Source organism: Modestobacter sp. VKM Ac-2978 (genome assembly GCF_026968025.1).
In the GTDB taxonomy this organism is placed as follows: Bacteria; Actinomycetota; Actinomycetes; order Mycobacteriales; family Geodermatophilaceae; genus Modestobacter.
Map to the genome: position 1 here is coordinate 170,166 of NZ_JAPVBP010000001.1, position 24,478 is coordinate 194,643.

Genomic DNA, 24,478 nt, shown 5'->3' on the forward strand with positions numbered 1-24,478 from the left:
AGGAGCACCGCAGCATGGCCACCGAGCACCGCAACAGCACCGACCTGGACCGGCTGGTGAACGCCTGCCTCATGCCGGGCTTCAGCGGCGCGACCCTCCCAGCCTGGGTCGCCGACGCACTGGCCGACGGCCTGGCCGGGGTCTGCCTGTACGGCCAGAACCTCACCGGTGAGGGCCCGCCGGTGGCCGAGCGGGTCGCGGCGATCACCGCGGCGGCCCGGGCCGTGCGCGGCGACGTGCTGGTGGCGCTGGACGAGGAGGGCGGGGACGTGACCCGCCTGGAGTACGCGGTCGGCAGCAGTTGGCCGGGCAACGCCGCCCTCGGCGTGGTCGACGACGAGGCGGTCACCTTCGCGGTGGCCGCCGGGATCGGCGCCCAGCTGCGCCGGGTCGGGGTGGACGTCGACCTCGCGCCGTCGGTGGACGTCAACAGCGACGTGGCCAACCCGGTCATCGGCGTCCGCTCGTTCGGCGCCGACCCGGCGCTGGTCGCCCGGCACGGGGTGGCCTACGTGCAGGGGCTGCGCTCGGCCGGCGTCGCCGCCGCCGCGAAGCACTTCCCCGGGCACGGGGCGACCACGGTCGACTCGCACCTCGGCCTGCCGGTGATCGACGCCGACGAGGCCACCTTCCGGGAGCGCGAGCTGCCGCCCTTCGCCGCCGCCGTCCGGGCCGGGGTGGACCTGGTCATGACGGCGCACGTCGTCTTCCCGGCGCTGGACACCGCGCCCGCCACGCTGAGCCGCCGGCTGCTGGTCGACGTGCTCCGCGGCGAGCTGGGCTTCACCGGAGTCGTGGTCACCGACGCCCTCGACATGGCGGGGGTCCGGGCCGCGCACGGGCTGGCCGGGGCCGCCGTGCTCTCCCTGGCCGCCGGTGCCGACCTGCTGCTGCTGGGTGCCGAGGACGGCGAGGAGCACTGCGCGGCAATCCGGGCGGCGGTGCGGGCGGCCCTTGCCGACGGCACGTTGCCCGAGGCCCGGCTGCGCGACGCCGCGGCCCGGGTGACCGCGCTGCGGCAGCGGCTGGCCGACGTCGAGCGCCCCGAGCCCCCGGCGACCGACCCGGACACCGGGCGGGCCGCTGCCCGGGCCGCCCTCCAGCCGCGTGGCGTCGCGCCGCTGACCGGGCCGGCGGTCGTGGCCGAGCTGCGCGCCGAGACCAACCTGGCGGTCGGGGACGCCGCCTGGAGCCTGGCCCAGCCGCTGGCCGAGGACGGCCTGCTGGCCGCGGTGCAGACGGTGACCGAGGGCGGGGTCACCGCGGAGGAGGTGGCCGCCGCGGCGGCCGGCCGGCCGTTGGTGGTCGCCGTCCGGGACGCCTACCGCAGCCCCTGGCAGACCGCGTGGCTCGACCAGCTCCTCCGGGCTCGGCCCGACGCGGTCCTGGTCGCGCTGGGCATGTCGGTCGACGCCGAGCGGGCGACGGGGCCGGCGGTCGCGGCCCACGGCGCCGCCCGGGTGGTCACCCGGGCGGTCGCCGACCTGCTCCGCGGCGACTGAGCCAGGCCGGACGGCCGGGTCCGTGCGGCCCGGGCCCGGCGGAGGTGAACGGGACCTGTTCGTATCGACGACTGACTGCTTTCATGTCGACATCTCACGTTCACCCGAGTGAGTGACAGTCCTCGGCGTCGTACCGATCCGTCGCAACCGGAGGCCACACGTGCCCTTTGCCCACTCGATGACGGCCCGCAGGGTCGCTGTCGTCACCGCCGTCACCGTGGGGGGTGCCCTGCTCGGCGCGTCCCCTGCCCTGGCGGTGGAGTCGCCCGTCAGCGACGACGGCACCACCGAGCTGCAGCTGCTCGGGATCAACGACTTCCACGGCCGGCTGGACGACGCGGTCGCCCTGGCGGGCACGATCGAGGAGCAGCGGGCCCGGGACGACGTCGACGCGACCGTGCTGCTGTCGGCCGGCGACAACATCGGCGCCTCGCCGTTCGTCTCCTCCAGCCAGCAGGACGCACCGACGATCGAGGTGCTGAACGAGATGGGGCTGGACGCCTCGGCCGTGGGCAACCACGAGTTCGACCGCGGCTTCGCCGACCTGACCGGCCGGGTCGGGGTCGACGGCGAGAGCGGCCTGGCCGACTTCGACTACCTGGGCGCCAACGTCTACGGCACCGACGGTGACCCGGTGCTGCCGGAGTACGCGCTGCTGGAGGCCGCCGGCGTCAAAGTCGGGGTCATCGGCGTCGTCACCCAGGAGACGAGCTCGCTGGTCTCCCCGTCCGGCATCGAGGGCATCAGGTTCGGCGACCCGGTGGAGGCCGCGAACCGGGTGACCGACGAGCTCACCGACGGCGTCGGTGACGAGGCGGAGGTCATCGTCCTGGTCGCCCACGAGGGTGCGCCGGAGGGCGAGGCCACCAGCACGCTGGAGGAGCAGCTCGCCGCCGACACCGCGTTCGCCGCGATCGTCAACGGCGTGGACGCCGACGTGGACGCGATCTTCACCGGGCACACGCACCAGACCTACGCCTGGCAGGCGCCGGTCCCGGGCACCGACGAGACCCGGCCGGTGATCCAGACGGGTTCCTACGCCGCGGACCTCGGCCGGATCGTGCTCAGCTACGACGAGTCGGCCGACGAGGTCACCGCCGCGACGGCGGAGAACCTGGCGCTGACCGAGGTGCCCGAGGAGGAGCTGGTCGTCGCCTACCCGCGCGTCGCCGAGGTCGCCGAGACCGTCGCGGTCGCCCAGGCGGCTGCCGACGAGCTCGGCAGCGTGGTCGTCGGGTCGGTCACCGCCGACATCACCCGGGCCTTCACCACCGGCCCGGACGGCGAGCAGGCCGAGGACCGCGGTTCGTACTCGGCCCTCGGCGGCCTGGTGGCGGACAGCTACGTGTACGGCGCCGCGGACAGCGCCATCGAGCCGGCCGACCTCGGCCTGGTCAACCCTGGTGGCCTGCGGGCCGACCTGCTCTACGGGGAGGACGGTGAGATCACGCTGGCCGAGGCCAACGAGGTCACCCCGTTCGCCAACGACCTGGTCGTCGTCTCGCTGACCGGGGCCCAGTTGGTGCAGGTGCTGGAGCAGCAGTGGCAGCCCGAGGGCAGCTCGCGGCCGTTCCTGGCCCTGGGCACCTCGGAGGAGCTCACCTGGTCCTACGACCCGGAGGCGGCCCCCGGTGAGCGGATCATCGTCGACAGCATCCGGATCTCGGGGGAGCCGATCGACACCGACGGCACCTATCGGGTGGCGACCAACAGCTTCCTGGCCTCCGGCGGCGACAACTTCACCACCTTCGCCGAGGGCACCACGGAGCAGACCGGTCTGATCGACTTCGACTCCTTCCAGGCCTACCTGGAGGAGAACTCGCCGCTCAGCCCGGAGGAGTTCACCGGGCGGGTCACCGTCGGGGACGCCTCCGAGCAGCCGCAGGAGCCGCAGCAGCCGGCGGCCGAGGTGGCGGTCTCGCCGTCGACCTTCGCCCCCGGCGACCTGGTGACCTTCTCGGTGAGCGGCTTCGGCCCCGCCGAGCGGGTCGAGGTCACGGTGGACGGCCGGCGGCTGGGCCGGGTCACGACCGACGCCGAGGGCGCCGCGACGGTCCGGGTACGGGTGCCGGGCTCCGTGGACACCGGCACGGTCGAGGTCACGGCCACCGGCGTCACCTCCGGCTCGACCGCGACGGTCGAGGTGCAGGTGACCGACCGGGCGCGGCCGGTCGACCGCGGCACCCGGGCGCAGGAGCTGGCCTCGTGGCTGCGGCAGCTGTTGGGCACCTGGCTGCGGTGACCCCCGGTGCCTCGGCTCGGGCGCACGACCGGCCCGAGCCGAGGCACTGACCAGCACGACGGGACGACGACGGGCCCCCCACTCCGGTGGGGGGCCCGTCGCCGTCGGTGGCCTGCGGCGGGCGGGACTCACCCGTATGGGGCGGCCGGGGGGCGGCGGGAGGTAGTCGACCCCCCTGGCTGCCGATCACCGGAGGGTGCAGATCAACGAGCGGCTGAGGGCGCGAGACCCTCGGACGGCAGCGCGGACCGCGGTCCCGGTGCTGCTGGTCTGTGCGGTGACGTTGTTGGTCTTCTCGCTGTTCGGGCCCAACGCGGTGACGACGGGGGGCGTCGTCGCCTCCTGGGTGTGTGCCGCCCTGCTCGCGGTCCTGGCCGTGGCCTACCGGCTCGCCGACTCCGCCCGGGTCGACGCCCGCGGCGGGTACGTGCTGACCGCGCTCGTCGGCGTCGTGCTGTGCTGCGGGATGAACTGGATCACCCGCGACTCCTCCGCCGGTGGCCAGGCCTTCCTCGCCTTCCCGGTGCTCTGGGCCGGCGTGCACCTCCGACGCACCGCGGTGGTCCTGGTGACCGCCGTCGCGCTCGCCGGGAACGCCGTGGTGCTGTTCCAGCTGCAGCCGGCCGGCCACGCGGTCAGCGACCTGAGCTTCTTCGGCACCGTGCTCGTGGTCATGGCGGCGATGCTGGTGCGCGCCGGGGACACCCAGGCCCGGCTGGTGGCCCAGCTGCAGCAGCTGGCCGCCACCGACTCGCTCACCGGGCTGGTCAACCGGCGGGTGTTCGACGCGGCGCTGGGCACCGCGCTGGCCGCCCCGGTCGCGCCGCGGGGCACCTCCCTGGTCCTCGTGGACGTCGACTCGTTCAAGACGATCAACGACGAGCACGGCCACCCGGTCGGCGACGACGCCCTGGTGCACATCGCTGCGGTGCTGCGCTCGGCGGTCCGCGCCGGGGACGCCGTGCTCAGCCGGATGGGCGGTGATGAGCTCGCCGTCCTGCTGCCGGACTGCCCGGCGGACGTGGCCGCAGCCCGGGCCACCGAGGTGCTCGACGCGGTCCGGGCCGCGCCCCTGACGCTGCCCGACGGGAGCCTGCTGGCGATCTCGGTGAGCCTGGGCGTGGCCCACGCCCCGACGCACGCCACCGGGCTGGAGGAGCTCTACGCGGCCGCCGACGCGGCGCTGTACGCGGCCAAGCGCGCCGGCCGCGGCCGGGTCGAGGTGGCGGCCGTCAGCTGAAGGGCGACATCAGCACGACCGGCTGATCTCGTTCGGGTCCGGCAGGTGCTCTGCAGAACGCCCTGGGTCGCCCGTCCTGGATCTGGATTTCCGACTCCGCCTCACGTGCATGATCTGCCGGTAGTGCGGTCGGTGCGGGGGAGGGGGGACGGTGGACGGGACGCTCCTGGTGGCCGGCGGCGTCGTCGTCTTCCTCGCCAGCGTCCTGGCCGGCGGGACGGGCTTCGGCTACTCCCTGGTGTGCGCGCCGCTCCTGCTGCTGGCCGGCATCCCGCTGGCCGACGTCGTCGTCATCAACCTCACGGTCGGTGTGGTGACCCGGTTCGGAGCCGTCCTCCGGCTCCGGCACTCGGTCGACCGGCAACGGTCCACGTACCTGGTGGCGGGCTGCGTCCCCGGACTGCTGCTCGGCCACCTGGCCCTCGACCGGGTGGACGCCGACGCGCTCAAGGTGACGGCCGGGGTCGTGGCGGTCGTCGCCGCGGGGTTCCTCCTGCTCCGGCGGCCGGCTGTCGCAGCCGCTGTCCCGGGGGCGCCGTCCCGCCTCGCACCGGGGGTCGCCGGGGTGCTGGGTGGGTTCCTCGGCATCACGACCTCGATGAACGGCCCCCCGCCGGTGCTCCTGCTCTCCCACCGGAACGTGGCGCCCCGGGCGTTCATCGCCGACATGGCGGTGTACCTGCTCGCCTGCAACGGGATGGCGCTGACCCTGATCGGGCTGACCGGTGGGCTGTCGGTGGACCGGGTGGGGCTGCTGCTGGCGTGCTGGCTCCCGGGCGCGGTGCTGGGCAACCTCCTGGGCGTGGCCTACGGCTCCCGGCTGCCACTGGCCCCGTTCCGGCTGCTGACGCTCGGTCTGGTCATGGTCACGGGGCTGGCGACCGTGGCCACGTCGGTCGGCAGTCTGTGACGGGGCGGGTCAGCGCAGCCGGCGTGCGGTGGCCGCCAGGGTCCGGGCGGTGAGTCGCCCGTCGGCCAGCCCGAGGGCGACGACGTCGTCGAAGACCCGCTGGTCGGCCTGCGCCGCCCGCACGGCGGCGTCCATCAGCACCGGCCACCGGCTCAGCTGGGAGGTCATCGCGGAGGCGCGGAGGTGCCCGCCGAGCCGGCGGCGCAGCAGCCGCCGGTGCACCTCGCCGGCGCGCGGACCGTGGCCGGCCGCCGCGCCCGCCAGGGCGCCGGAGAGGACGGCGTAGAAGATCCCCTCCCCGGTCAGCGGGTTGATCAGCGACTGCGCGTCCCCGGCCAGCAGCACCCGGCCCCCGGGCAGCCGGGGCCGGCCGGTCGACAGCGGCAGCCGGTGCGCGCGCAGCCCCTCGGGCTGCACGCCCGGCAGCATCCGGTGCAGCCCGGCGATCAGCTCGGTGCGGGTCACGCCCCCGGAGACGAGCTCGCCGTAGCCGACGTTGGCCCGCCCGTCGCCGATCGGGAAGGACCAGGCGTAGGCCGGCCAGCGCTGGTCGGTGGTGGTCACCACCTGCACGCCGTCCAGGCCGGGGAGCACCGGCGCGTAGCCGCGGATCGCGATGGCCAGCCGGTCCGGTGGGTTGGGGGACAGCCCGAGCGCGCGGCGCACCACCGACTCGGCGCCGTCGGCGCCCACCAGCACCCCGGCGCGGACGACGCCGTCGACCTCGACGTGGGTGGGGTGCGCGGTGACCTGGCGGACGGTGTGCCGCCGGAACCGGACGCCGGTGGCCAGCACCTGGGCGAGCAGTCGCTCGTCGAGCACCGCACGGGGCACGACGAGCGAGGGCCGGTGCAGCGCCCGCTCCACCGTCGTCCCGCTCGGGCTCTGCAGGCGGAGCCGCGGGACGGCGGGGAACCCCGCGGTCAGCGCCGGGACGTCGATCCCCAGCCCGGCGAGCACGTCCAGCGCCTCGGGGGCGATCCCGTCCCCGCAGACCTTGTCCCGGGGGAAGTCGGCGCGGTCGAGCACCAGCACGTCGGCGTCCGGCCGGGCCCGGCGGACGGCGGCCGCGCACGCCGCGCCGGCCGGCCCGCCCCCGACGACGACGACGTCCGCGTGCTCCATGGGCAGCAGGCTAGGCGGCCGGTGGCGGGGTCCACTTGCGCGCCGGGTGCTCGTAGCCCGCGACGAAGGCCAGCAGCTCCGCGGCGTCGTGCACCACGCCGAGGGCGTCGAGCCGGTTGGCGGCCAGGTAGCCGTCGTCGACCATCCGGCGCAACTGGTCCAGCAGCGGCTGCCAGAACCCGTCGACGTCGAGCAACGCGGTGGGCTTGGCGTGCAGCCCGAGCATGCCCCAGGTCCAGGCCTCGAACAGCTCCTCGAGGGTGCCGGCGGCACCGGGCAGCGCGACGAACGCGTCGGACAGGTCGGCCATCACCGCCTTGCGCTCGTGCATCGTCTGCACGACCTCCAGCCGGGGCAGGCCGGGGTGCGCGACCTCGTCGTCCACCAGGTGCTGCGGGATCACCCCGACCACCTCGCCGCCGGCGGCCAGCGCCGCGTCGGCGACGACGCCCATCAGCCCCACGTTCCCCCCGCCGTACACGATGCCGACGCCGGCCCGGGCCAGCTCGGTGGCGAAGGTGGCGGCGGCCAGCTGGTGGGACGGCGGCCCGACGTGGGACCCGGTGAAGACGGCGATGCGCACGCTCGGACGGTATGCGCATCGCCGTCCCGGCCCTCCTGCAGGGGCCCACCGCGAGCTCGCGAGGGGCGGGAGGCAGGAGGGGCCTTCCTCAGGCGTAGGTGCGGGTGACCCACTCGGCGATGCAGACCGGCTTGTCGCCGCCCTCGCGCTCGATGGTGACGGTGACGGTGTTCTGCAGCCCGCCGGCGATCTCCTCGACGTCCTTGAGCGTCACCCGGGCCCGGACCTTCGACCCGACCGGCACGGGCGCGGGGAAGCGGACCTTGTTCAGGCCGTAGTTCACGCCCATCTTGGCGTCGGTGACCGTGTAGGTCTGCGAGACCAGCGGCACGAGCAGCGACAACGTCAGGTAGCCGTGGGCGATCGGGCCGCCGAAGGGGCTCTCCGCCTTCGCCCGCTCGACGTCGACGTGGATCCACTGGTGGTCGTTGGTGGCGTCGGCAAAGAGGTTCACCGCCTCCTGGGTCACCTCGTACCAGTCGCTGGTGCCGAGCTCCTGGCCCTTCAGCGAGGGCAGCTCGGCGATGGTGGTGGTGGTGCGGGTCATGCGTCCTCCTCGGTTGGCACGTACGTCCGTCGCAGGTCCGGCTTGCGGATCTTGCCCGTCGCGGTCTTGGGCAGCTCGTCCACGTAGCGGACCTCCTTGGGCACCTTGAACCCGGCGAGCCGTTCTCGCAGCGCGGCGCACAGCGCGTCGGCGTCGCGGGGGGCCCCGGGGGCGGGGACGACGACGGCCAGGCCGACCTCGCCCCAGTGCGCGTCGGGCTTGCCGATGACCGCGACCTCCTGCACCTCGGGCAGCTCCAGCATCACCGACTCGACCTCGGCCGGGTACACGTTCTCGCCGCCGGAGATGATCATGTCCTTGTACCGGTCGCGGATGTAGAGGTAGCCGTCCTCGTCGGTGGAGCCGGCGTCCCCGGAGTGGTACCAGCCGTCGACGATCGCGGCGGCGGTGGCCTCGGGGGCGTTCCAGTAGCCGGCCATGACGTTCGGCCCGGACAGCACGATCTCGCCGACCTCGCCCGGCGGGCACTCGGTCCCGTCCGGCCGGACGACCCGGACGTCGGTGAAGAACTGCGACTTCCCGGCCGACCCGACCTTGGTCACCGCGTCCGCGCTGTCCAGCGCCGTCCCGGCCGGGGCCGTCTCGGTCATGCCGTAGGCCTGCTGCACGGTCACCCCGCGCTCCAGCCAGGTACGCAGCAGCGGCAGGGGGAGCGGTGCCCCGGCGGCGCCGATGGTGCGCAGCGCCGACAGGTCGAGGGTGCCGAAGCCCGGCTGGCGGCTGAGCGCGTCGAGCATGGTGGGGACGGCGAAGAACGACGTCACCCGCTGCTCGGCGATGACCGCGAGCGTCGCCGGTGGGTCGAACCCGCGCACCAGCACCACGCAGCCGCCGCGCAGCAGGGTCGGGTTGAGCGTCCCGTTCAGCCCGCCGATGTGGAACAGCGGGGCGAGGGCGAGGGTCCGCTCGTCGGGGGTGAAGTCGAACCCGAGCACCTGGCTCATGCACGACCAGGTCATGTTCCCGTGGGTCAGCACCGCGCCCTTGGGCCGGCCGGTGGTGCCGGAGGTGTACATGATCAGGCAGACGTCGTCGAGGGTGACCGGCTCGTCGCGCTGCACCGGCTCGGCCTCGGCCAGCAGCACCGCCCAGTCCAGCGAGTCGGCGCCGCCGGCCGGCGGCGGCTCGGCGGCCACCCAGTGCCGGACGGCGGGCAGCGCCTCCCGCAGGGTGTCCGCCGTCGCCCCCTGCTCCCGGCCGTGCACGACCAGCGAGGCGCCGGAGTGCTCGAGCACGTACTGCGCCTCGGGCGGGGTGAGCCGGGCGTTGACCGGCACCCAGATCGCGCCGAGCTGGCCGCACGCGTAGAGCGCCTCCAGCCCGGCGGGGTGGTTCGCGCCGAACCACGCGACCCGGTCACCGCGCTGCACCCCGAGCCCGGCCAGCGCGGTGGCGGCCCGCCGCACCCGCAGCGCGAACTCGCCGTGCGTCGTCGTCGTCCCCTCGAACCAGAGCGCCGGCCGGTGCGGGGAGCTCCGCAGCCGGCGCTCGGGCCAGGAGCCCAGTCCGGCGTTCCTCACCGCAGCCCCAGGGCCACGATCGCGTTCTCCTTCATGATCAGCGGCCGGACCTCGTCCTTGATCTCCAGGGCCGCGAAGTCGCGGATCCAGCGCTCGGGCCGCAGCAGCGGGTAGTCCGACCCGAAGAGCACCTTGCGCTTGAGCATCGAGTTGGCCGCCCGCACCAGCTGCGGCGGGAAGTACTTCGGCGACCAGCCGGACAGGTCGATGTAGACGTTGGCCTTGTGGGTGGCCACCGAGATCGCGGCGTCCTGCCAGGGCACCGACGGGTGGGCCATGATGATCGTCAGGCCCGGGAAGTCGGCGGCGACGTCGTCGAGCAGCATCGGGTCGGAGTAGCGCAGCTTGATCCCGCGCCCGCCGGGCAGCCCGGCGCCGATCCCGGTCTGCCCGGTGTGGAACAGCGCCGGGACGCCGAGGCTCTGCAGCTCCTCGTACAGCGGGTACACCGCGCGGTCGTTGGGCAGGAAGTCCTGCAGGCTGGGGTGGAACTTGAACCCCCGCACCCCGTGCTCCTGCACCAGCCGGCGGGCGGCCCGGATGCCGGCCACCCCGCGTGCCGGGTCGATCGACCCGAACGGGATGAGCACGTCGGGGTGCTGCGCGGCGAGGTCGGCGATCTCCTCGTTGGACAGCGTCATCTGCCCGGTGGCCGCCTCGGCGTCGACGGTGAAGACGACCGCGGCCATCTTCTTGTCCCGGTAGTCGGCGGCGATGTCGGGGACGGTCGGGTCGTACGGGTCGCCCTTGAAGTACTGGCTGGCGGCGGCGTTGAGCTCGTCGTCCAGCGCGAGGTGCCCGTGCTGGTCGGCGTGCACGTGGACGTGCACGTCGATCGCGACCAGGGAGTCGAGGTCGAGCCCGGTCACTTCGGTGGCTCCGGCAGCTGCTGGCCCACCGTCTGCTGGGACGACGCGAACTTCTCCGGCCACGCCTCGGCGATGGCGTCGGGTGACCAGCCGGTGCCGTCGGCGAACTCCACGACCACCTCGGTCGGGTGGCTCCACAGCGCCAGCCGGTCGCCACCGATGCCCACGGCCTGCCCGGTGATCCCGGCGGCGGCGTCGGAGGCGAGGAAGGCGACCAGTCCGGCGGCGTCCGCCGGTGAGCCGAAGCCCAGCTCCTGCCGGGCGAAGGCCGGTAGCGGCTCTCCGGCGGCGAGCGCGTCGACGTAGGGCTTGAGGAAGGGCACCGTCTCGGTCATGGCGGTGGCGGCGACCGGGACGACGGCGTTGACGGTGATCTCGGCCCGGGCCAGCTCCATCGCCCAGGTGCGCACCATCCCGACGATCCCGGCCTTGGCGGCGGCGTAGTTGGTCTGGCCGAAGTTGCCGACCTGGCCGGTGGGGGAGCCGATGCAGATGACCCGGCCGCCCTCGCCCTGCTCGCGCATCCGGACCGCGGCGGCGCGGGTGCAGGTGAAGGTGCCGCGCAGGTGGGTGGTGAGCACGGCGTCGAACTGCTCGTCGGTCATCTTCCACAACGTGGTGTCGCGCAGGATGCCGGCGTTGTTGACCAGGACGTCGAGCCGGCCGAACTCGCCCACCGCCCGGTCGACCAGCGCCTGGGCGGCCTCGCTGCTGCCGACCGCGGCGACCTCGGCGACGGCGGTGCCCCCGGCGTCGGTGATCGACTGCACGGCGGCCTCGGCGACGTCGGGGTCGACGTCGTTGACGACGACGGCGGCCCCGCAGCGGGCGAGTTCGGTGGCGTAGGCGAGGCCGAGGCCCCGTCCGGATCCGGTGACGACGGCGACCTTGCCGGTCAGGTCCACGAGAGCTCCTTCGATCGGGACGGGCCAGCGCGGACGCTAGGGCGCGATGTTGGATGATGTCAACGAATGGAGGTCTCATGGACATCGAGCTGGATCGACCCGGACTGACCGACGACGTCGGTTTCCTGCTCTCCCGGGCCAGTGGCCGGCTGGTGCGGGCGAGCAACGCCGTGCTCGCCGGGCACGGGCTGCGGGTCCGCCCCTGGTCGGTGCTGGTGCTGGCGTGCGACGCGGCCGAGGGGATCTCCCAGCGGGAGCTGGCCGACGTGCTCGGGCTCGACCCCAGCCAGATCGTCCTGCTCGTCGACGAGCTGACCGCGGCCGGGCTGGTGGAGCGGCGGCCGTCTCCGGCCGACCGCCGGAACAAGCTGGTCCTCGGCACCGCAGCCGGGCAGGCCGTCCGGACGGCGGCGGCCCGGGACGTCGAGCTCGCCCTGGCGGGCGAGCTCACCGACTTCTCCGCCGGGGAGCGCCAACTGCTGCAGGAGCTGCTGACCCGCTTGGTGTTCGGCGGCGGACCGGCGGCCGGCCGCGGCTGACCGCGGTCGCGACGGAGGGGCTGGCCGTCGACGGGTGTGACGTGCATCATGACCAACGTCAATCGTTGACGTCGTCATGTATCTCATTGGGGAGAGCGCGATGGTCCGGAAGTCGGTCCCTGTCCTGGTCTCGGTCCTGCTGGCGCTCTCCGCCTGCGGAGGGGAGTCCGAACAGACGCCGGATGCCGCGGCGGGCTCGTCCGGGGAGCTGCGGGAGGTCTCCGTCGGGATGCTGCCGATCATGCCGACCGCTGCCCTGTACGCCGGCATCGAGCAGGGGTTCTTCGAAGACCACGGTCTGCAGGTGGCCGTGGAGACCGGTCAGGGTGGGGCGGCGTTGCTGCCGGCCGTCCTCTCCGGTGACCTGGAGTTCGCCACCAGCAACCCGGTCTCCCTGCTGCAGGCCCGGGCGCGCGGGCTGGACGTGCAGGTGGTCGCCCACTGGACCTCCGCGCTGTCGTCCGGGGAGGCCGACGTCAACGCCGTCGTCGCCGCGCCGGACTCCGGGATCGACTCGGCCGCGGACCTGGAGGGCAAGCAGGTGGCCGTGAACACGCTCAACGGCATGGGCGGACTGACCATCCGCGAGGCCGTCCGTCAGGACGGGGGCGACCCGGACGCCGTGTCCTTCCTCGAGCTCGGCTTCCCGGACATGCCCGCCGCACTGGCGGCCGGCAACGTCGACGCGGTGTGGGTGCCCGAGCCCTTCCTGGGCAGCCTGCAGGCCGAGGGGAACACCGTGGTCACCCACCCGAGCCTGGAGTCGGTCACGGGACACCCCACCCAGCTGTTCTTCACCTCCGGGCAGCTCGCCGAGTCCGATCCGGAGCTGGTCGCGGACATGACCGCGGCGCTGGAGGAGACCCTCGCCTACGCCGAGGAGAACCCCGACGCGGTCAAGGCCCAGATCCCCCAGGTGTTGCCGCAGTTGCCGGCGGAGGTGGCGCAGAGCGTGCGGTTGGAGGAGTTCGGCACCGACCTGCGCCGCGCGCAGCTCGAGGAGCTGGGCCGGCTGATGGAGGAGGACGGGCTGATCGAGGAGCCGGCGGACCTGGACGGGCTCCTCCCCGAGGACTGAGGCCGCTCGGAGCTGCCGAACGGGGCTTCCGCCACGCGGAAGCCCCATGGTCGGGACGGCGTGATGGGCGTCACCGTGGAGACGTCGAAGAGGACACCAGCGGGAGGAACACCCATGACGTCGATCGTCCGCAACCAGTGGTACGTGGCCGCCTACGGCCGCGAGGTCGGCCGCGAGCTGTTCAGCCGCACGATCTGCGGGGAGTCGGTCCTCTTCTGGCGGACCGAGGCCGGCGAGGTCACCGCGATGAGCGACCGCTGCGTGCACCGCCGGTTCCCGCTCTCCCAGGAGCCCAGCCACCTGGTCGGCGACACCGTCGTCTGCGGCTACCACGGCTTCACCTACGGCGTCGACGGCGGCTGCGTGGCGGTGCCCGGCCAGACCCGGGTGCCGCGCACCGCCCGGCTGAAGAGCTACCCGGTGGTGGAGCAGGACAGCTTCGTCTGGGTGTTCATCGGCGACGCGGAGAAGGCCGAGAGCACCACGATCCCGCGGGCGCCGTGGCTGGCCCAGGAGGGCTGGACGACGGTCAGCGGCATGGAGCCGCTCGCCGCGCGGGCCAGCCTGCTCGTGGACAACCTGATGGACCTCTCGCACGAGACCTACCTGCACGGCGGGTACATCGGGACGCCGGAGGTGGCGAACACCCCGATCACCACCGAGGTCGACGACGCCGCCGGGGTCGTCTACGTCAGCCGGCACATGGCCGACGCGGAGTGCCCGCCGTTCTACGCGAAGAGCACCGGCATCACCGGCCGGATCACCCGCTGGCAGGACATCGAGTTCACCCCGCCCTGCCTGTACAAGCTGCACAGCCGGATCGCCCCGGTCGGGGTGCTGCCGAACGACGACGGCACCGACCCGGACGCCTTCCACGTCGAGGTCGTCTACGCGATCACCCCGGAGACGGAGTCGACCACGCACGACTTCTGGGCCGTCGCCCGCGACTTCGCCCTCGACGACGAGGGGGTCTCGGACTTCCTGCGGGAGAGCAACCGCACCGTCGTCCTGCAGGACGTCGTCGCCCTCGACGTGCTGGAGAAGGTGCTGACCGGCGAGTCGGACGGCTACCAGGAGCTCTCCATCAACATCGACACCGGTGGCCTGGCCGCCCGGCGGATCATCGCCCGGCTGGCGGCCGAGGGCGCCGGCGAGGAGCAGCCCGCCGTCCGCGCGCCCCAGGCCGTGCGCAGCCCGGCGGCGGCCACCCGGTGACCGGCGTCCCCGCGCCGCGGGACGGCGCGCACCCCGAGCCCGGGCTGACGCTGCCCGCGCCGCGCCAGGTGCTCGAGGGCGAGCGGGTGCTGCGGGTCAACTGGCTGCCCGGCTCCGACCGGCTGCGCGGCCTGTGCCACTGCGGCGCCGAGGCCGAGGCGTCGGATCCGGTGGAGATGTGGGAGTGGCTGCTGGCCCACCCCGACCACCCGGCCGGTGGACCGGTCGAGCCCCCGGCGTCGGGCCCGCTGCCCACCCCACCCGCCCACCTGGTGACCGACCCCCTGGTGATCATCCGCCGGGTCCCCGTTCCCGCCTGAAGAAGGACCCCGCTGCCCCCCACCCCTCGCGAGCTCGCGGCGGGCCCCTGCAGCGGGGCCGGGGGACGGCGCGGGCTGCTGCGGCAGGACCGATGACGAGGAGAGCAGTGCACAGCACGCATGACGAGGTCGACCTGCGGCTGCAGGTGGCCCGGAGGACGACGGGCGCCGAGGGCGTCGTCGTCCTCGAGCTGCGCGACCCGACCGGGGCCGACCTGCCGGCCTGGTCGCCCGGCGCGCACATCGACCTGCTGCTGCCCGGCGGGTTGACCCGGCAGTACTCGCTCTGCGGCGACCCGCACGACCGGGCGGTCTGGCAGATCGGCGTGCTCCGCGAGCCGGAGGGCCGTGGTGGGTCGGCCCTCGTGCACGACCAGGTGCAGGAGGGCGCGGAGATCGACGTCCGTGGGCCGCGGAACCACTTCGAGCTGGTGCCCGCCGCGCGGTACGTCTTCATCGCCGGCGGCATCGGCATCACCCCGATCCTGCCGATGGCGGCCGCCGCCGAGGAGGCCGGCGCCACCTGGGAGTTCCACTACGGCGGGCGCACCCGCACGTCGATGGCCTTCCTCGAGGCGCTGGATGCCCTGGAGGAGAAGACCGGGCACGGCCTGCGGATCACGCTGCACCCGCAGGACGAGGTGGGGCTGATCGACCTCGACCGCATCCTGGGCACCCCGCAGCCGGACACGAGGGTGTACTGCTGCGGGCCCGAGCCGCTGCTGGCCGCAGTGGAACAGCGCTGCGCCGACTGGCCGCCCGGGGCGCTGCACGTGGAACGATTCGCTCCCAAGGAGCAGGGCGAGCGGGTGCTCAGTGGGGACTTCGACGTCGAGCTGACGCTGTCGGGTGCGACGCTGACCGTCCCGCCGGACAAGTCGATCCTGCAGGTGGTCGAGGAGGCGGGCATCCCGGTCCTGTCCTCGTGCCAGGAGGGGACGTGCGGCACGTGCGAGACCGGAGTGCTGGAGGGGACCGTCGACCACCGCGACTCGCTGCTGACCCCGGAGGAGCAGGCGGCGAACGACACGATGTTCATCTGCGTCTCCCGAGCCGCGTGTCCGAAGCTCGTCCTGGAGCTCTGAGCCCGCCCGGCCCTGCGGGGTCGGCGGCGCGGCGGACGGCGGGCAGCAAGCTGCTGGCCGTGCTCGACGCGTTCACCCGGGACCGGCGCGCGCTGACCCTCTCCGAGATCGCCCGGGTCACCGACGTCCCGCTGTCCACCGCGCACCGGCTGATCGCCGAGCTGTGCAGCTGGGGCGGGCTCGAGCGGGACCCCGACGGCCGGTACCGGGTCGGGCTGCGGCTGTGGGAGCTGGGCGCGCTGGCCCCGCGCGGCCTGGGCCTGCGGGAGGCGGCGCTGCCGTTCATGGAGGACCTCTACGAGGTGACCCACGAGAACGTCCAGCTGGCGGTGCGGGACGGCGTCGAGGTGGTGTTCGTCGAGCGCTTCGCCTCCCGGGACGCGGTGGCGGTCTACACCGAGGTCGGCGGCCGGTTCGCGCTGCCGCCCACCGGGGTCGGGCTGGTGCTGCTCGCGCACGCACCGACCGCGGTGCAGGAGCAGGTGCTGGCCGCGCCGCTGCGCCGGTACACCGCGCAGACGATCACCGACCCGGTGCAGCTGCGCCGGGTGCTGGCCGAGGTCCGCCGTGCCGGGGTGGCGGTCAGCGACCGGCAGGTCACCGACGACGCGGTCTCGGTGGCCGCCCCGATCTCCGCCCGCGGCGAGGTGGTCGCGGCGTTGTCGATCGTGGTGCGGGGCAGCTCGGCCGCCGCCGTCCGGCCGATGGCGCCCGGTGTGCGGGCCGCCGCCCGGGCGATCAGCCGGACCCTCTCCGGAGGCCCCGACCAGGCGTGAGGTATGGCGCGCTCCCGGACGTCGGCTGTTCGCCCGATGATCTCCTCGGTGTCACCCGTTGGTCCGTGCCGGCAACGCAGAGTTCCCGCCGACAGATGCACTGCGGACGATGCGGGAGCGCCTCGATGAGCCACGACCACGACCACCCCCACCCCCACCACCACGATCATGGCCACTCCCACGGTGAGGTCTCCGGCGTGGAGGGCACCTGGGCCGACCCGCAGGCCGACGACCCGTTGTCGGTCTCGCGGCGGGCCTTCCTGGCCACCGCCGCCGCCGTCGGTGCCGCCGCCGGGCTGGGCGGCGCCGTCTCCGGCGTCGGCCAGGGAGTCGCTGCCGCCGCCGGCGCAGGGACGACCACCAACGCGTGGACCGGCCGCACCCGGTACTACGCGGGCGACCACCACATCCACACCAAGTACTCGCCGGACGCGCAGTACGACGTGTCGACCCAGGTCATCAAGGGCCGTCAGTACGGCCTGGACTGGATGGTCATCACCGACCACGGTGGCGTCGCCCACCAGAAGCTCTCGATCGACAAGATCACCCCGGAGATCGAGAAGGTCCGCCGGCAGTACGCGGGCACGATGGTCTACCAGGGCCTGGAGTGGAACATCCCCGGCGCCGAGCACGCCACCGTCATGCTGCCCCCGGGCAACGCGACCGTGGACATCCTCAAGGCGTTCGAGGCCGGCTACGACGGCAGCGCGCTGGCGGCCAACGGCATCACCGGCAACGTCGAGCCCTACGCCATCGAGGCGCTGAAGTACCTGGACAACCAGGTGCGCAACCGGCGCACCGAGATCGCGCTGATGTTCGCCAACCACCCCAGCCGGCAGGGCATCGACAGCCCGCACGAGATCCGCAACTGGCGCGACGCGGCCCCGCAGGTCGCCGTGGGCATGGAGGGCGCGCCCGGTCACCAGGCCGCCGGCATCCCGACCTCGCAGGGTGGCCCCGGCAGCGGCCGCGGCTACTACGACAACGCCGGCACCAACCCCACCCGCTTCCTGGCGTACCCGCCGGAGTCCTACCGCACCTTCGGCGGCTTCGACTGGATGACCTCCACCGTCGGCGGGCTCTGGGACTCGCTGCTGGCCGAGGGCAAGCCCTGGTGGGTCACCGCCACCTCGGACTCGCACCGGGTCTTCCGGGACACCCGCATCCAGGGCCCGCTGGACTTCAACGCCAACGGGACCAAGGGCGACGCGGTCGACACCGGCCGGCCGATCACCCAGTACGGCGACTTCTGGCCCGGCCAGTACAGCAGCACCCTGGTGGGGTCCGACAGCCGTTCCTACGTCGGGATCATGCAGGGCCTGCAGGCCGGCAAGGTCGTCGCCGTGCACGGCCGGATCATCGAGGCCCTGGACGTGCGGGTCCGCTCGGCGAACGACGGCGACCCGCAGGGCGCCTCGCTCGGTGGCCGCACCTGGGTGCGCCGCGGTGGTGACGTCACGGTGACCATCACGGTCAAGGTGGCCGGCGGCGCCAACGCCAACGGGGACGTGCCGAAGCTGGCCAAGGTCGACGTGATCAGTGGGCCGGTCACCGGCGAGGCCGGCGACCGGGACCGGTTCACCGCGCCGGAGACCAGCGTCGTGAAGACCTTCGAGGTGGGCCGCGGCCGGGCCCAGTGGCGGTTCGAGCACACGTTCACCAACGTGGAGCGCTCGTTCTACGTCCGCCTGCGTGGCAGCGACGGCAACCAGCTGGACGCCAACGGCAACCCGCCGATGGACGTCGTCGGGGACGCGAACCCGTGGGAGGACCTCTGGTTCTACGCCAACCCGGTCTTCGTCGACGCCATCTGATGACCGCCTCGCTGACGGCGGTCTGGGTGGGCGGGGCGCCGGTGGACGACCAGATCGCCGACGCCCACCTGCTGGCGGCGGTCGACGAGGCGCTGTCCGGCTCGGGAGCCGAGGCGGAGCTGGTCTGCACCCACGTGGACGGCTCCGCCCCGGCGCCCCGGGTCGGCGTCTCGATCCGGCTGACCGCGGAACCCGCCGACCCGGCGGCGACCCGGTCGGCCCTGGCCCGGGCGCTGGCCGGCCCGGTGGTGGCCGGCGGCACCCACGACGCGGACGTCGCCGGCCCGGCCCGGACGGCGCTGGTCGAGGCCGGTGCCGGGGACGCCGGCCGGGCGGTCCGCTTCCCCGGCTCGGCGTCGGTCACCGGGCGGGTGTCCGTGGCCGACCTGATCGCCACCACGGCGATCGACCAGGTCGTCGGGATCGGCGTGGAGCCGGCCGGCACCGACGTCGTGGACACCGGGCCGAACGGGTTCCTGCGGCCGCGGTTCGCCGGCGGGCGGCTCACGCTGCTGGTCGAGCGGGCCGCCGGGGGCGTGCTCCAGCCGTTCGAGATCGAGGACCCGCACCAGTGCTGCGAGGGCGGCGGGCACTGAGCGACCCGCGGGGGCAGGGACGGTCCGTCCCTGCCCCCGCGGACGTTCAGACGGCGGAGACGGCGAAGCCGATCTCCTTGTCGGCGACGCACGCCGGGAAGGTCTCGAACACCCGGGCCCGCTCGGGGGAGTCGTGGTATGTCTCCTCCACCCGGCGGAACTCGTCCTGGTCACCGTCGTGCGCGACGGCCCAGGTGAACGTCTGGTGCTCCTCGTCGGCCAGGGCGAACAGCACCCGGAACCCGTACTGCTCGCGCACCGGCAGCAAGGTGGGGAACCAGGCCAGGAAGTCGGCCATCCGGCCCGGTTCGAGCACGTATCGGCGCAGCTGCACGGTCTCCATGCCGTCATCCTGCCCGTCGGGACGGCAGCTCAGGACGGTGGCGCGTAGAACTGCAGGTCGTTGCCCTCGGAGTCCTTGAACGGTGCGAGCCGGCCCCACGGGTGGTCGGCGATCCCGCCGAACTCCACGCCCTTGTCCTGCAGTGCGGCCACCTCGGCGTCCAGGTCGCCGTCGGGCTGGAAGGTGATCACCGCGCCGCCGGTGGTGGGCTGGGCGCTCTCCCGCGCGTTGAGCCCGATCATCAGGCCGTTGGCGTCGAACTCGCTCCACTCCTCGGTGGTCTTCCCCTCGGACAGCCCCAGGGTGTCCCGGTAGAACGCCCGGGCCCGGGCCATGTCCGTCACCGGCACCCACACACTCGCCACGCCACTCGCCACGTCAGCACTCCCTCGTCCTCGATCGGTCGTGCCCGACCGGTGCCCCGCGCGGCGGCCGGTCAACCCACGGCAGACTGTCGGCGTGCGCTCTCCGACCGATGGCTGGACGACCTGCGCCCTGGGCCACCGACACTGGGGCCTGGCCGGCGCGGCCGGTCTGCTGCTGCACCGGCCCGGTGCCGACGGTGTCGAGGTGTTGCTCCAGCTGCGGGTGGAGTGGTCGCACCACGGCGGCACCTGGGGCACCCCGGGCGGCGCGCTGCACCCGCAGGAGTCCGCAGCCGACGGCGCGCTGCGCGAGGCGGGGGAGGAGCTCGGGCTGCTCCCCGCGGACGTCGTCCTGGGCGCGGAGTGGGTCGACGACCACGGCGGCTGGAGCTACACCACCGTGCTGGCCACGCCCGCCGGTGCGCTCGAGCCCGACGACCTGGCGCTGAACGAGGAGAGCGCCGGCGTCGGCTGGTTCGCCCTCGACGCGCTGCCCGTGCTCCACCCCGGGCTCGCCGCGACCCTGCCGGTGCTCGCGCGCGCGGTGACCGGCTCCGACGCCACATGAGCGGACGGCAGATCGCGCGCGGCTACTGGGCGGTGCTGGCACTCGTCGTCGCGGCGTGCCTGGCGACGTCCTTGACGCGCACCGTGCTCGAGGCGGCGGGCGGCCGGACCACCACGGTGACGGAGGTGGTCCGGTGGCTCAGCCTGTTCACGGTCGGGAGCAACGTGCTGGTGCTGGCCGCTGCGACGACCCTGGCGCTCGACCCGGTGCGCTCCGGCCGCCTCTGGCGGGTGCTGATGCTCGACGCGCTGCTGGCCATCACGGTCACCGGGCTGGTCTTCTCGGTCCTGCTGTCGCCGACCGTCGACCCCACGGGCGTGACCGTGTGGACCAACCTCGTGCTGCACTACCTGTCACCGCTGGCGATGGTGGTCGGCTGGCTGGTCTTCGGGCCGCGGCCGCGGATCACCGGCGGCACGGTCGCCTGGGCGATGCTCTTCCCGGTGGCCTGGATCGGCTGGACGATGTGGCACGGCGCGCAGAGCCGCTGGTATCCCTACTTCTTCCTCGACGCCCGCGACCTCGGCCTCGCGATCGCGCTGCGGAACACCGCCTTCGTCGTGCTCCTGGCCTTGGCGTTCCTGCTGGTCTACTGGGCGGCCGACCGGTGGCTGCCGGCGACCGACGGCCGCCGACGCGAGCGCGAGGAGGCCGCCGCGGAGAGCTGACCGTGGGCGGAGGGCGGCCCCGGGGGACCACCCGGGGGCGCGCGAGGCTCAGCCCGGGGACACCGACACGGTGACCAGCCGGTGGTCGCCGAGCGAGAGCTGTCGCACCTCGGGGCGCTGCGGGTCCAGCCCGGCCGGGCCGAGCAGGTGGTCGAACTGCACCCGCGGCGCCGGGGCCGGATAGCTCGGCGCGCTGACCAACCGCGTGGCGCCGAACACCCGCGCGGGCACCGGTCCCACCAGGTTGAGGTCGCCGGCCAGCACCACCGGGCCGGGCAACTCGGCGCACCACCGGCGCAGCCGGGTCAGCTGGCGGACCGCGGTGTGCGGCGCGAAGGAGAGGTGGGTGCAGACCACGGTGCAGTGCTCCAGCTCGGCGGCGATCGCCAGCCGCGGCTCGTCCGGGAACCACCACCGGCGGGTCTGCCCGGTGCGCGGGTCGGGCGCCCGCAGCGGCAGCCGGGCCCGCCCGGCGCCCAGCGGGAGCACCGACCAGCGGTGGACCGGCAGCCGACTGAACAGCGCGATCCCGTAGTGCGGGCCGGTCGGCGTCTCCCAGGACCCGCGGAGCACCGGCGGGTCGACCGGCGTCCAGCTGCGGAACGGGTCGGGGGTGCCGGCGACGGCTGCGGCGAACCGCCACTCGGGCGCACCGAGCGCGGCGGCCACCTCGACCGCCTGGTCGACACCGTGCGACCGGGGCTGGCCCACGTCCACCTCCTGGACGGCGAGGACGTCGACGTCCACCTCCGCCAGCGCGGCCCGCAGGGTCGCGGCGTCGAGCGAGCGACCGCCACCGTCCCGGCCGGAGGCGAGGTTCAACGTCCCGATCCGGAGTTCCACACCTCCATCAGACCAGTCCGGGGCCACTCGTGCTCTGCTCACCGGTGGTGAAGAGGCACGAGGCGCCGAGGAGGCACCTGCTCGGCGGAGCGGGGGCATCCTGCTGCGGCTAGGTTCGGCACCGTGAGTGCCCGCGCCGACGTCTCCGAGATCTTCGACCCCACCGCCTGGCGGCCGGTCGAGGGCTTCGAGCAGCTGACCGACGTCACCTACCACCGCGCCGTCGACGCCGGGGTCGTCCGGATCGCCCTCGACCGGCCCGAGGTCCGCAACGCCTTCCGCCCGCAGACGGTCGACCAGTTGCTCGCCGTCTTCGAGCACGCCCGGCTGGCCACCGACGTCGGCTGCGTGCTGCTCACCGGCAACGGCCCCAGCGCCAAGGACGGCGGCTGGGCGTTCTGCTCCGGCGGCGACCAGCGGGTGCGCGGCAAGTACGGCTACGAGGCCGGCGACGGGGCGAACGGCCGGCTGCACATCCTGGAGGTGCAGCGGCTGATCCGGTTCATGCCGAAGGTCGTCGTCTGCGTCGTCCCGGGCTGGGCGGCCGGTGGCGGGCACAGCCTGCACGTGGTCGCCGACCTGACCCTGGCCAGCGCCGAGCACGCCCGGTTCAAGCAGACCGACGCCGACGTCGGCAGCTTCGACGGCGGGTTCGGCTCGGCGTACCTGGCCCGCCAGGTCGGGCAGAAGTTCGCCCGGGAGGTCTTCTTCCTCGGGGAGGAGTACTCCGCCGAGGAGGCGCACCGGATGGGCATGGTCAACCGGGTCGTGCCGCACGCCGAGCTGGAGGCCACCGCGCTGGACTGGGGGCGCCGGATCGTGGCCAAGAGCCCGACCGCTCAGCGGATGCTCAAGTACTCGTTCAACCTGATCGACGACGGGCTGGTCGGTCAGCAGCTGTTCGCCGGGGAGACCACCCGGCTGGCCTACATGGCCGAGGAGGCGGTGGAGGGCCGGGACTCGTTCCTGGAGAAGCGCCCGGCCGACTTCTCCCGCTTCCCATGGCACGCCTGAAGGAGGAGGACACGGATGATCGTCGAGGTGATCGGGGGTGCCGACGAGGTGCCCGAGGTGCGGGTGGCCGACGTCGACGACCTGGCCCGGCTGCACCTGGCCGTGGGGGCGCTGACCGACGAGGACGTCGACCGGGCGTTGCGCCAGGCGGGCCTGGGCCGGCTGACCGAGGGGGACACCGGCCTGCTGGACGTGGCGGCCCTGCGCGCCGCCGCCGAACCGCAGGCGACCGCCGACGACTGGGCGCAGCGGTTCGACGGGATGGTGGAGCAGGCCGTCCAGAAGGGCTGGACGGCGGACGACGGAGCCAGCCTGCAGGTGCACGTGGAGCCGGCCGCGTCGGCCTGAGGGCGCTCCCGGCGTGCCCGGCGGGATGTGATCTCGAAGTGGAATCGCTCGGTTGTTGTGGTCACTCCACTCTCTTGGGCACGATTGCACGGTGACCGCGACCGATCTGCCTCCGCGACCTGCCGGTGCCCGTCCTCCGGGGCGCCCACTGTCCTCGGAGCTGTCCGAGCAACTGGTGGCCGTGGCGGTGGAGATCCTCGCTGATGAGGGCTGGGGGAGGCTCAACAGCGACCGGGTGGCCGCGCGGGCCCGGGCCGGCAAGGCCGGCATCTACCGGCGCTGGCCCACGATGGCCGCACTGGCGCGGCACGCGCTGAACACCGCGCCGCTGGTCGAGCTGCCCGCCGACTCCGGGTCGCTGCGCAGCGACCTCTGTGAGCTGCTGGCCCGCTGGACCCGGCCGCTGGACCGGGCCGAGCGAGCCGCCGCGAGCCTGGTCGGGGCAGCCCGGCACGACGACGAGCTGCGCGCCGGCCTCGAGGAGGCGCTGGTGCGCCCGCTGGCCGGTGCCGTGCGCGAGCTCGCGGCGCGGGAGGCCGCCCGCGGGCGTGAACTGCCGCACCAGCGGGTCGCGCTGCTGGGGTCGGCGGTGCAGGCGCTGTGGTGGCAGCGCTACACGGCCTTCGCCCCGGCGTCGATGAGCACCGCACAGGTCGAGCAGCTGGTCACCGACGTGCTGCTGCCGATCGTCGAGCCGGCGCAGCTGCCGCCCGGCTGAGGGAGGACCCCGTCCTCCTCTGGCCGGGGGCAGCGGCGTCCTCCTTCAGTCGATCCGCACGTCCAGCTGGCGGGCGAGCCGGCGCACCCCGTCCTCGAGCATGGCGAGGGTGGCGGCGGTGGTCGCGTGCCCGGGGCCGCGCGCTGCGGCGCCGCGTCCCGTGCCGAGCACCTGCCGGCGGTTCGCGAGCACCAGCACGCGCCCGGCCACCAGGAACAGGTCGGCCGCCAGCCGGCTGAGCAGGTCGACCGAGGCGCCGTCCGGCTGCTCCGCCGCCGCGAGCGCCGTCGCCAGCGCAGCGGCCACCCGCACGCCGGCCTCCTCGACCAGCGTCCGTTCCCGTTCCTGCAGGCTGGTCGAATGCGCCAGGGCCTCCAGGTAGCTGCGGTGCTCCGGCTGCGACTCCTGCTCCAACAACTGGTGGAGGTCGCTCTCCAGGTAGCTGCGCAGGGCGGCCAGCGGTCCGGTGCCGTGCGGCCGAGCCGTGACGGCGGCGGCGACCCCCTCGACCCAGGGCGTCCGGCCGTCGAAGAACAGCGCTTCCTTGCTGTCGAAGTGGTTGAAGACGGTCTGCACTGCGACGTCGGCGGTCGCGGCGATGTCGGCGATGGTCACCGCGTCGAAGCTGCGCTCGGCGAACAGGCGCTGCGCCGCCGCGCGTATCTCCGCCCGGGTCTGCGCCTTGCGGCGTTCCCGGCGTCCCCCCGTCGCCGCGTCCACGGTC

Annotated in this window: 26 protein-coding genes and 1 pseudogene; 17 read left to right on the top strand and 10 right to left on the bottom strand. The window is 74.1% G+C overall.

From position 1 onward, the window contains the following. The first annotated feature begins 14 nt into the window (after positions 1–14). The 4 genes from O2W53_RS00795 to O2W53_RS00810 all read left to right on the top strand — a co-directional run bounded on the left by O2W53_RS00795 (position 15) and on the right by O2W53_RS00810 (position 5,894). On the top strand, positions 15–1,502 hold the full coding sequence (locus O2W53_RS00795) for a glycoside hydrolase family 3 protein (protein ID WP_269161141.1): 1,488 nt from the start codon (positions 15–17) through the stop codon (positions 1,500–1,502). 178 nt (positions 1,503–1,680) lie between these two features. After that, entirely contained in the window at positions 1,681–3,744 is a 2,064-nt protein-coding gene (locus tag O2W53_RS00800) for a bifunctional metallophosphatase/5'-nucleotidase (protein ID WP_269161142.1), read from the top strand. A gap of 277 nt (positions 3,745–4,021) precedes the next feature. Continuing rightward, entirely contained in the window at positions 4,022–4,984 is a 963-nt protein-coding gene (locus tag O2W53_RS00805) for a GGDEF domain-containing protein (protein ID WP_269161143.1), read from the top strand. A gap of 151 nt (positions 4,985–5,135) precedes the next feature. Further along, positions 5,136–5,894 carry a sulfite exporter TauE/SafE family protein gene (locus tag O2W53_RS00810; RefSeq protein ID WP_269161144.1) on the top strand — a complete coding sequence of 253 codons (759 nt, stop codon included), beginning with the start codon at positions 5,136–5,138 and terminating at the stop codon, positions 5,892–5,894. Between the two features lie 9 nt (positions 5,895–5,903). Here the strand turns inward: O2W53_RS00810 and O2W53_RS00815 are convergent, their stop codons facing one another. From O2W53_RS00815 to O2W53_RS00840, 6 genes are all read right to left on the bottom strand, one after another. Beyond that, complete coding sequence (locus O2W53_RS00815; protein WP_269161145.1) at positions 5,904–7,019, bottom strand: NAD(P)/FAD-dependent oxidoreductase; 1,116 nt, start codon at positions 7,017–7,019, stop codon at positions 5,904–5,906. 10 nt (positions 7,020–7,029) lie between these two features. After that, positions 7,030–7,602: a TIGR00730 family Rossman fold protein gene (locus O2W53_RS00820; RefSeq protein ID WP_269161146.1), complete on the bottom strand. Its 573-nt coding sequence runs from the start codon at positions 7,600–7,602 to the stop codon at positions 7,030–7,032. An 88-nt stretch (positions 7,603–7,690) separates the two neighbouring features. Continuing rightward, the gene (locus O2W53_RS00825; RefSeq protein WP_269161147.1) at positions 7,691–8,149 is read right to left on the bottom strand and encodes a MaoC family dehydratase; all 459 of its coding nucleotides are present in this window, start codon (positions 8,147–8,149) and stop codon (positions 7,691–7,693) included. Next, positions 8,146–9,690, bottom strand: a complete 1,545-nt coding sequence (locus O2W53_RS00830; RefSeq protein WP_269161148.1) for an acyl-CoA synthetase — start codon at positions 9,688–9,690, stop codon at positions 8,146–8,148. Before O2W53_RS00830 ends, O2W53_RS00825 begins: the two co-directional genes overlap by 4 nt. Then, positions 9,687–10,559 carry an amidohydrolase family protein gene (locus O2W53_RS00835; protein ID WP_269161149.1) on the bottom strand — a complete coding sequence of 291 codons (873 nt, stop codon included), beginning with the start codon at positions 10,557–10,559 and terminating at the stop codon, positions 9,687–9,689. The genes O2W53_RS00830 and O2W53_RS00835 overlap by 4 nt, the downstream gene beginning before the upstream one ends. Beyond that, positions 10,556–11,464, bottom strand: coding sequence for an SDR family NAD(P)-dependent oxidoreductase (locus tag O2W53_RS00840; RefSeq protein ID WP_269161150.1), 909 nt, complete (start codon positions 11,462–11,464; stop codon positions 10,556–10,558). Before O2W53_RS00840 ends, O2W53_RS00835 begins: the two co-directional genes overlap by 4 nt. Before the next feature lie 77 nt (positions 11,465–11,541). Between O2W53_RS00840 and O2W53_RS00845 the strand changes: the two genes are divergently transcribed. From O2W53_RS00845 to O2W53_RS00880, 8 genes and pseudogenes are all read left to right on the top strand, one after another. Next, a complete protein-coding gene (locus O2W53_RS00845) occupies positions 11,542–12,003 on the top strand; it encodes a MarR family winged helix-turn-helix transcriptional regulator (protein WP_269161151.1) in 462 nt (153 codons plus the stop codon). A gap of 100 nt (positions 12,004–12,103) precedes the next feature. After that, on the top strand, positions 12,104–13,081 hold the full coding sequence (locus O2W53_RS00850; protein ID WP_269161152.1) for an ABC transporter substrate-binding protein: 978 nt from the start codon (positions 12,104–12,106) through the stop codon (positions 13,079–13,081). 114 nt (positions 13,082–13,195) lie between these two features. Beyond that, positions 13,196–14,296, top strand: coding sequence for an aromatic ring-hydroxylating dioxygenase subunit alpha (locus tag O2W53_RS00855; protein ID WP_269161153.1), 1,101 nt, complete (start codon positions 13,196–13,198; stop codon positions 14,294–14,296). Then, a complete protein-coding gene (locus O2W53_RS00860) occupies positions 14,293–14,616 on the top strand; it encodes a hypothetical protein (protein WP_269161154.1) in 324 nt (107 codons plus the stop codon). The genes O2W53_RS00855 and O2W53_RS00860 overlap by 4 nt, the downstream gene beginning before the upstream one ends. A 41-nt stretch (positions 14,617–14,657) precedes the next feature. After that, positions 14,658–15,701 (top strand): annotated as a pseudogene (locus tag O2W53_RS00865) (PDR/VanB family oxidoreductase); the annotation flags it as partial. A 59-nt stretch (positions 15,702–15,760) separates the two neighbouring features. Then, the gene (locus tag O2W53_RS00870) at positions 15,761–16,477 is read left to right on the top strand and encodes an IclR family transcriptional regulator (RefSeq protein ID WP_269161156.1); all 717 of its coding nucleotides are present in this window, start codon (positions 15,761–15,763) and stop codon (positions 16,475–16,477) included. Positions 16,478–16,674: 197 nt separating this feature from the next. Beyond that, the gene (locus O2W53_RS00875; RefSeq protein ID WP_269161157.1) at positions 16,675–18,291 is read left to right on the top strand and encodes a PHP domain-containing protein; all 1,617 of its coding nucleotides are present in this window, start codon (positions 16,675–16,677) and stop codon (positions 18,289–18,291) included. Beyond that, positions 18,291–18,887: a hypothetical protein gene (locus O2W53_RS00880; RefSeq protein WP_269161158.1), complete on the top strand. Its 597-nt coding sequence runs from the start codon at positions 18,291–18,293 to the stop codon at positions 18,885–18,887. Before O2W53_RS00875 ends, O2W53_RS00880 begins: the two co-directional genes overlap by 1 nt. Positions 18,888–18,933: 46 nt before the next feature. On the opposite strand, the gene O2W53_RS00885 is transcribed toward O2W53_RS00880, so the two are convergent. Together O2W53_RS00885 and O2W53_RS00890 are read right to left on the bottom strand one after the other, a co-directional pair. Further along, positions 18,934–19,230 carry a hypothetical protein gene (locus O2W53_RS00885; protein ID WP_036335646.1) on the bottom strand — a complete coding sequence of 99 codons (297 nt, stop codon included), beginning with the start codon at positions 19,228–19,230 and terminating at the stop codon, positions 18,934–18,936. A gap of 29 nt (positions 19,231–19,259) precedes the next feature. Next, positions 19,260–19,607, bottom strand: a complete 348-nt coding sequence (locus tag O2W53_RS00890; RefSeq protein ID WP_269161159.1) for a VOC family protein — start codon at positions 19,605–19,607, stop codon at positions 19,260–19,262. A gap of 82 nt (positions 19,608–19,689) precedes the next feature. On the opposite strand from O2W53_RS00890, the gene O2W53_RS00895 reads away from it, so the two are divergent. After that, complete coding sequence (locus O2W53_RS00895; RefSeq protein ID WP_269161160.1) at positions 19,690–20,163, top strand: NUDIX domain-containing protein; 474 nt, start codon at positions 19,690–19,692, stop codon at positions 20,161–20,163. After that, positions 20,160–20,831, top strand: coding sequence for a Pr6Pr family membrane protein (locus tag O2W53_RS00900; protein WP_269161161.1), 672 nt, complete (start codon positions 20,160–20,162; stop codon positions 20,829–20,831). Before O2W53_RS00895 ends, O2W53_RS00900 begins: the two co-directional genes overlap by 4 nt. 48 nt (positions 20,832–20,879) lie before the next feature. On the opposite strand, the gene O2W53_RS00905 is transcribed toward O2W53_RS00900, so the two are convergent. Further along, positions 20,880–21,674: an endonuclease/exonuclease/phosphatase family protein gene (locus O2W53_RS00905; protein WP_269161162.1), complete on the bottom strand. Its 795-nt coding sequence runs from the start codon at positions 21,672–21,674 to the stop codon at positions 20,880–20,882. Positions 21,675–21,797: 123 nt separating this feature from the next. Here O2W53_RS00905 and O2W53_RS00910 point away from each other — a divergent pair, with 123 nt between their 5' ends. From O2W53_RS00910 to O2W53_RS00920, 3 genes are all read left to right on the top strand, one after another. Then, positions 21,798–22,688 carry a 1,4-dihydroxy-2-naphthoyl-CoA synthase gene (locus O2W53_RS00910; protein ID WP_269161163.1) on the top strand — a complete coding sequence of 297 codons (891 nt, stop codon included), beginning with the start codon at positions 21,798–21,800 and terminating at the stop codon, positions 22,686–22,688. 15 nt (positions 22,689–22,703) lie between these two features. After that, the gene (locus O2W53_RS00915) at positions 22,704–23,036 is read left to right on the top strand and encodes a hypothetical protein (RefSeq protein ID WP_269161164.1); all 333 of its coding nucleotides are present in this window, start codon (positions 22,704–22,706) and stop codon (positions 23,034–23,036) included. Between the two features lie 91 nt (positions 23,037–23,127). Then, a complete protein-coding gene (locus O2W53_RS00920) occupies positions 23,128–23,754 on the top strand; it encodes a TetR-like C-terminal domain-containing protein (protein WP_269161165.1) in 627 nt (208 codons plus the stop codon). Between the two features lie 45 nt (positions 23,755–23,799). On the opposite strand, the gene O2W53_RS00925 is transcribed toward O2W53_RS00920, so the two are convergent. Then, on the bottom strand, positions 23,800–24,474 hold the full coding sequence (locus O2W53_RS00925) for a TetR/AcrR family transcriptional regulator (RefSeq protein WP_269161166.1): 675 nt from the start codon (positions 24,472–24,474) through the stop codon (positions 23,800–23,802). Positions 24,475–24,478 lie beyond the last annotated feature (4 nt).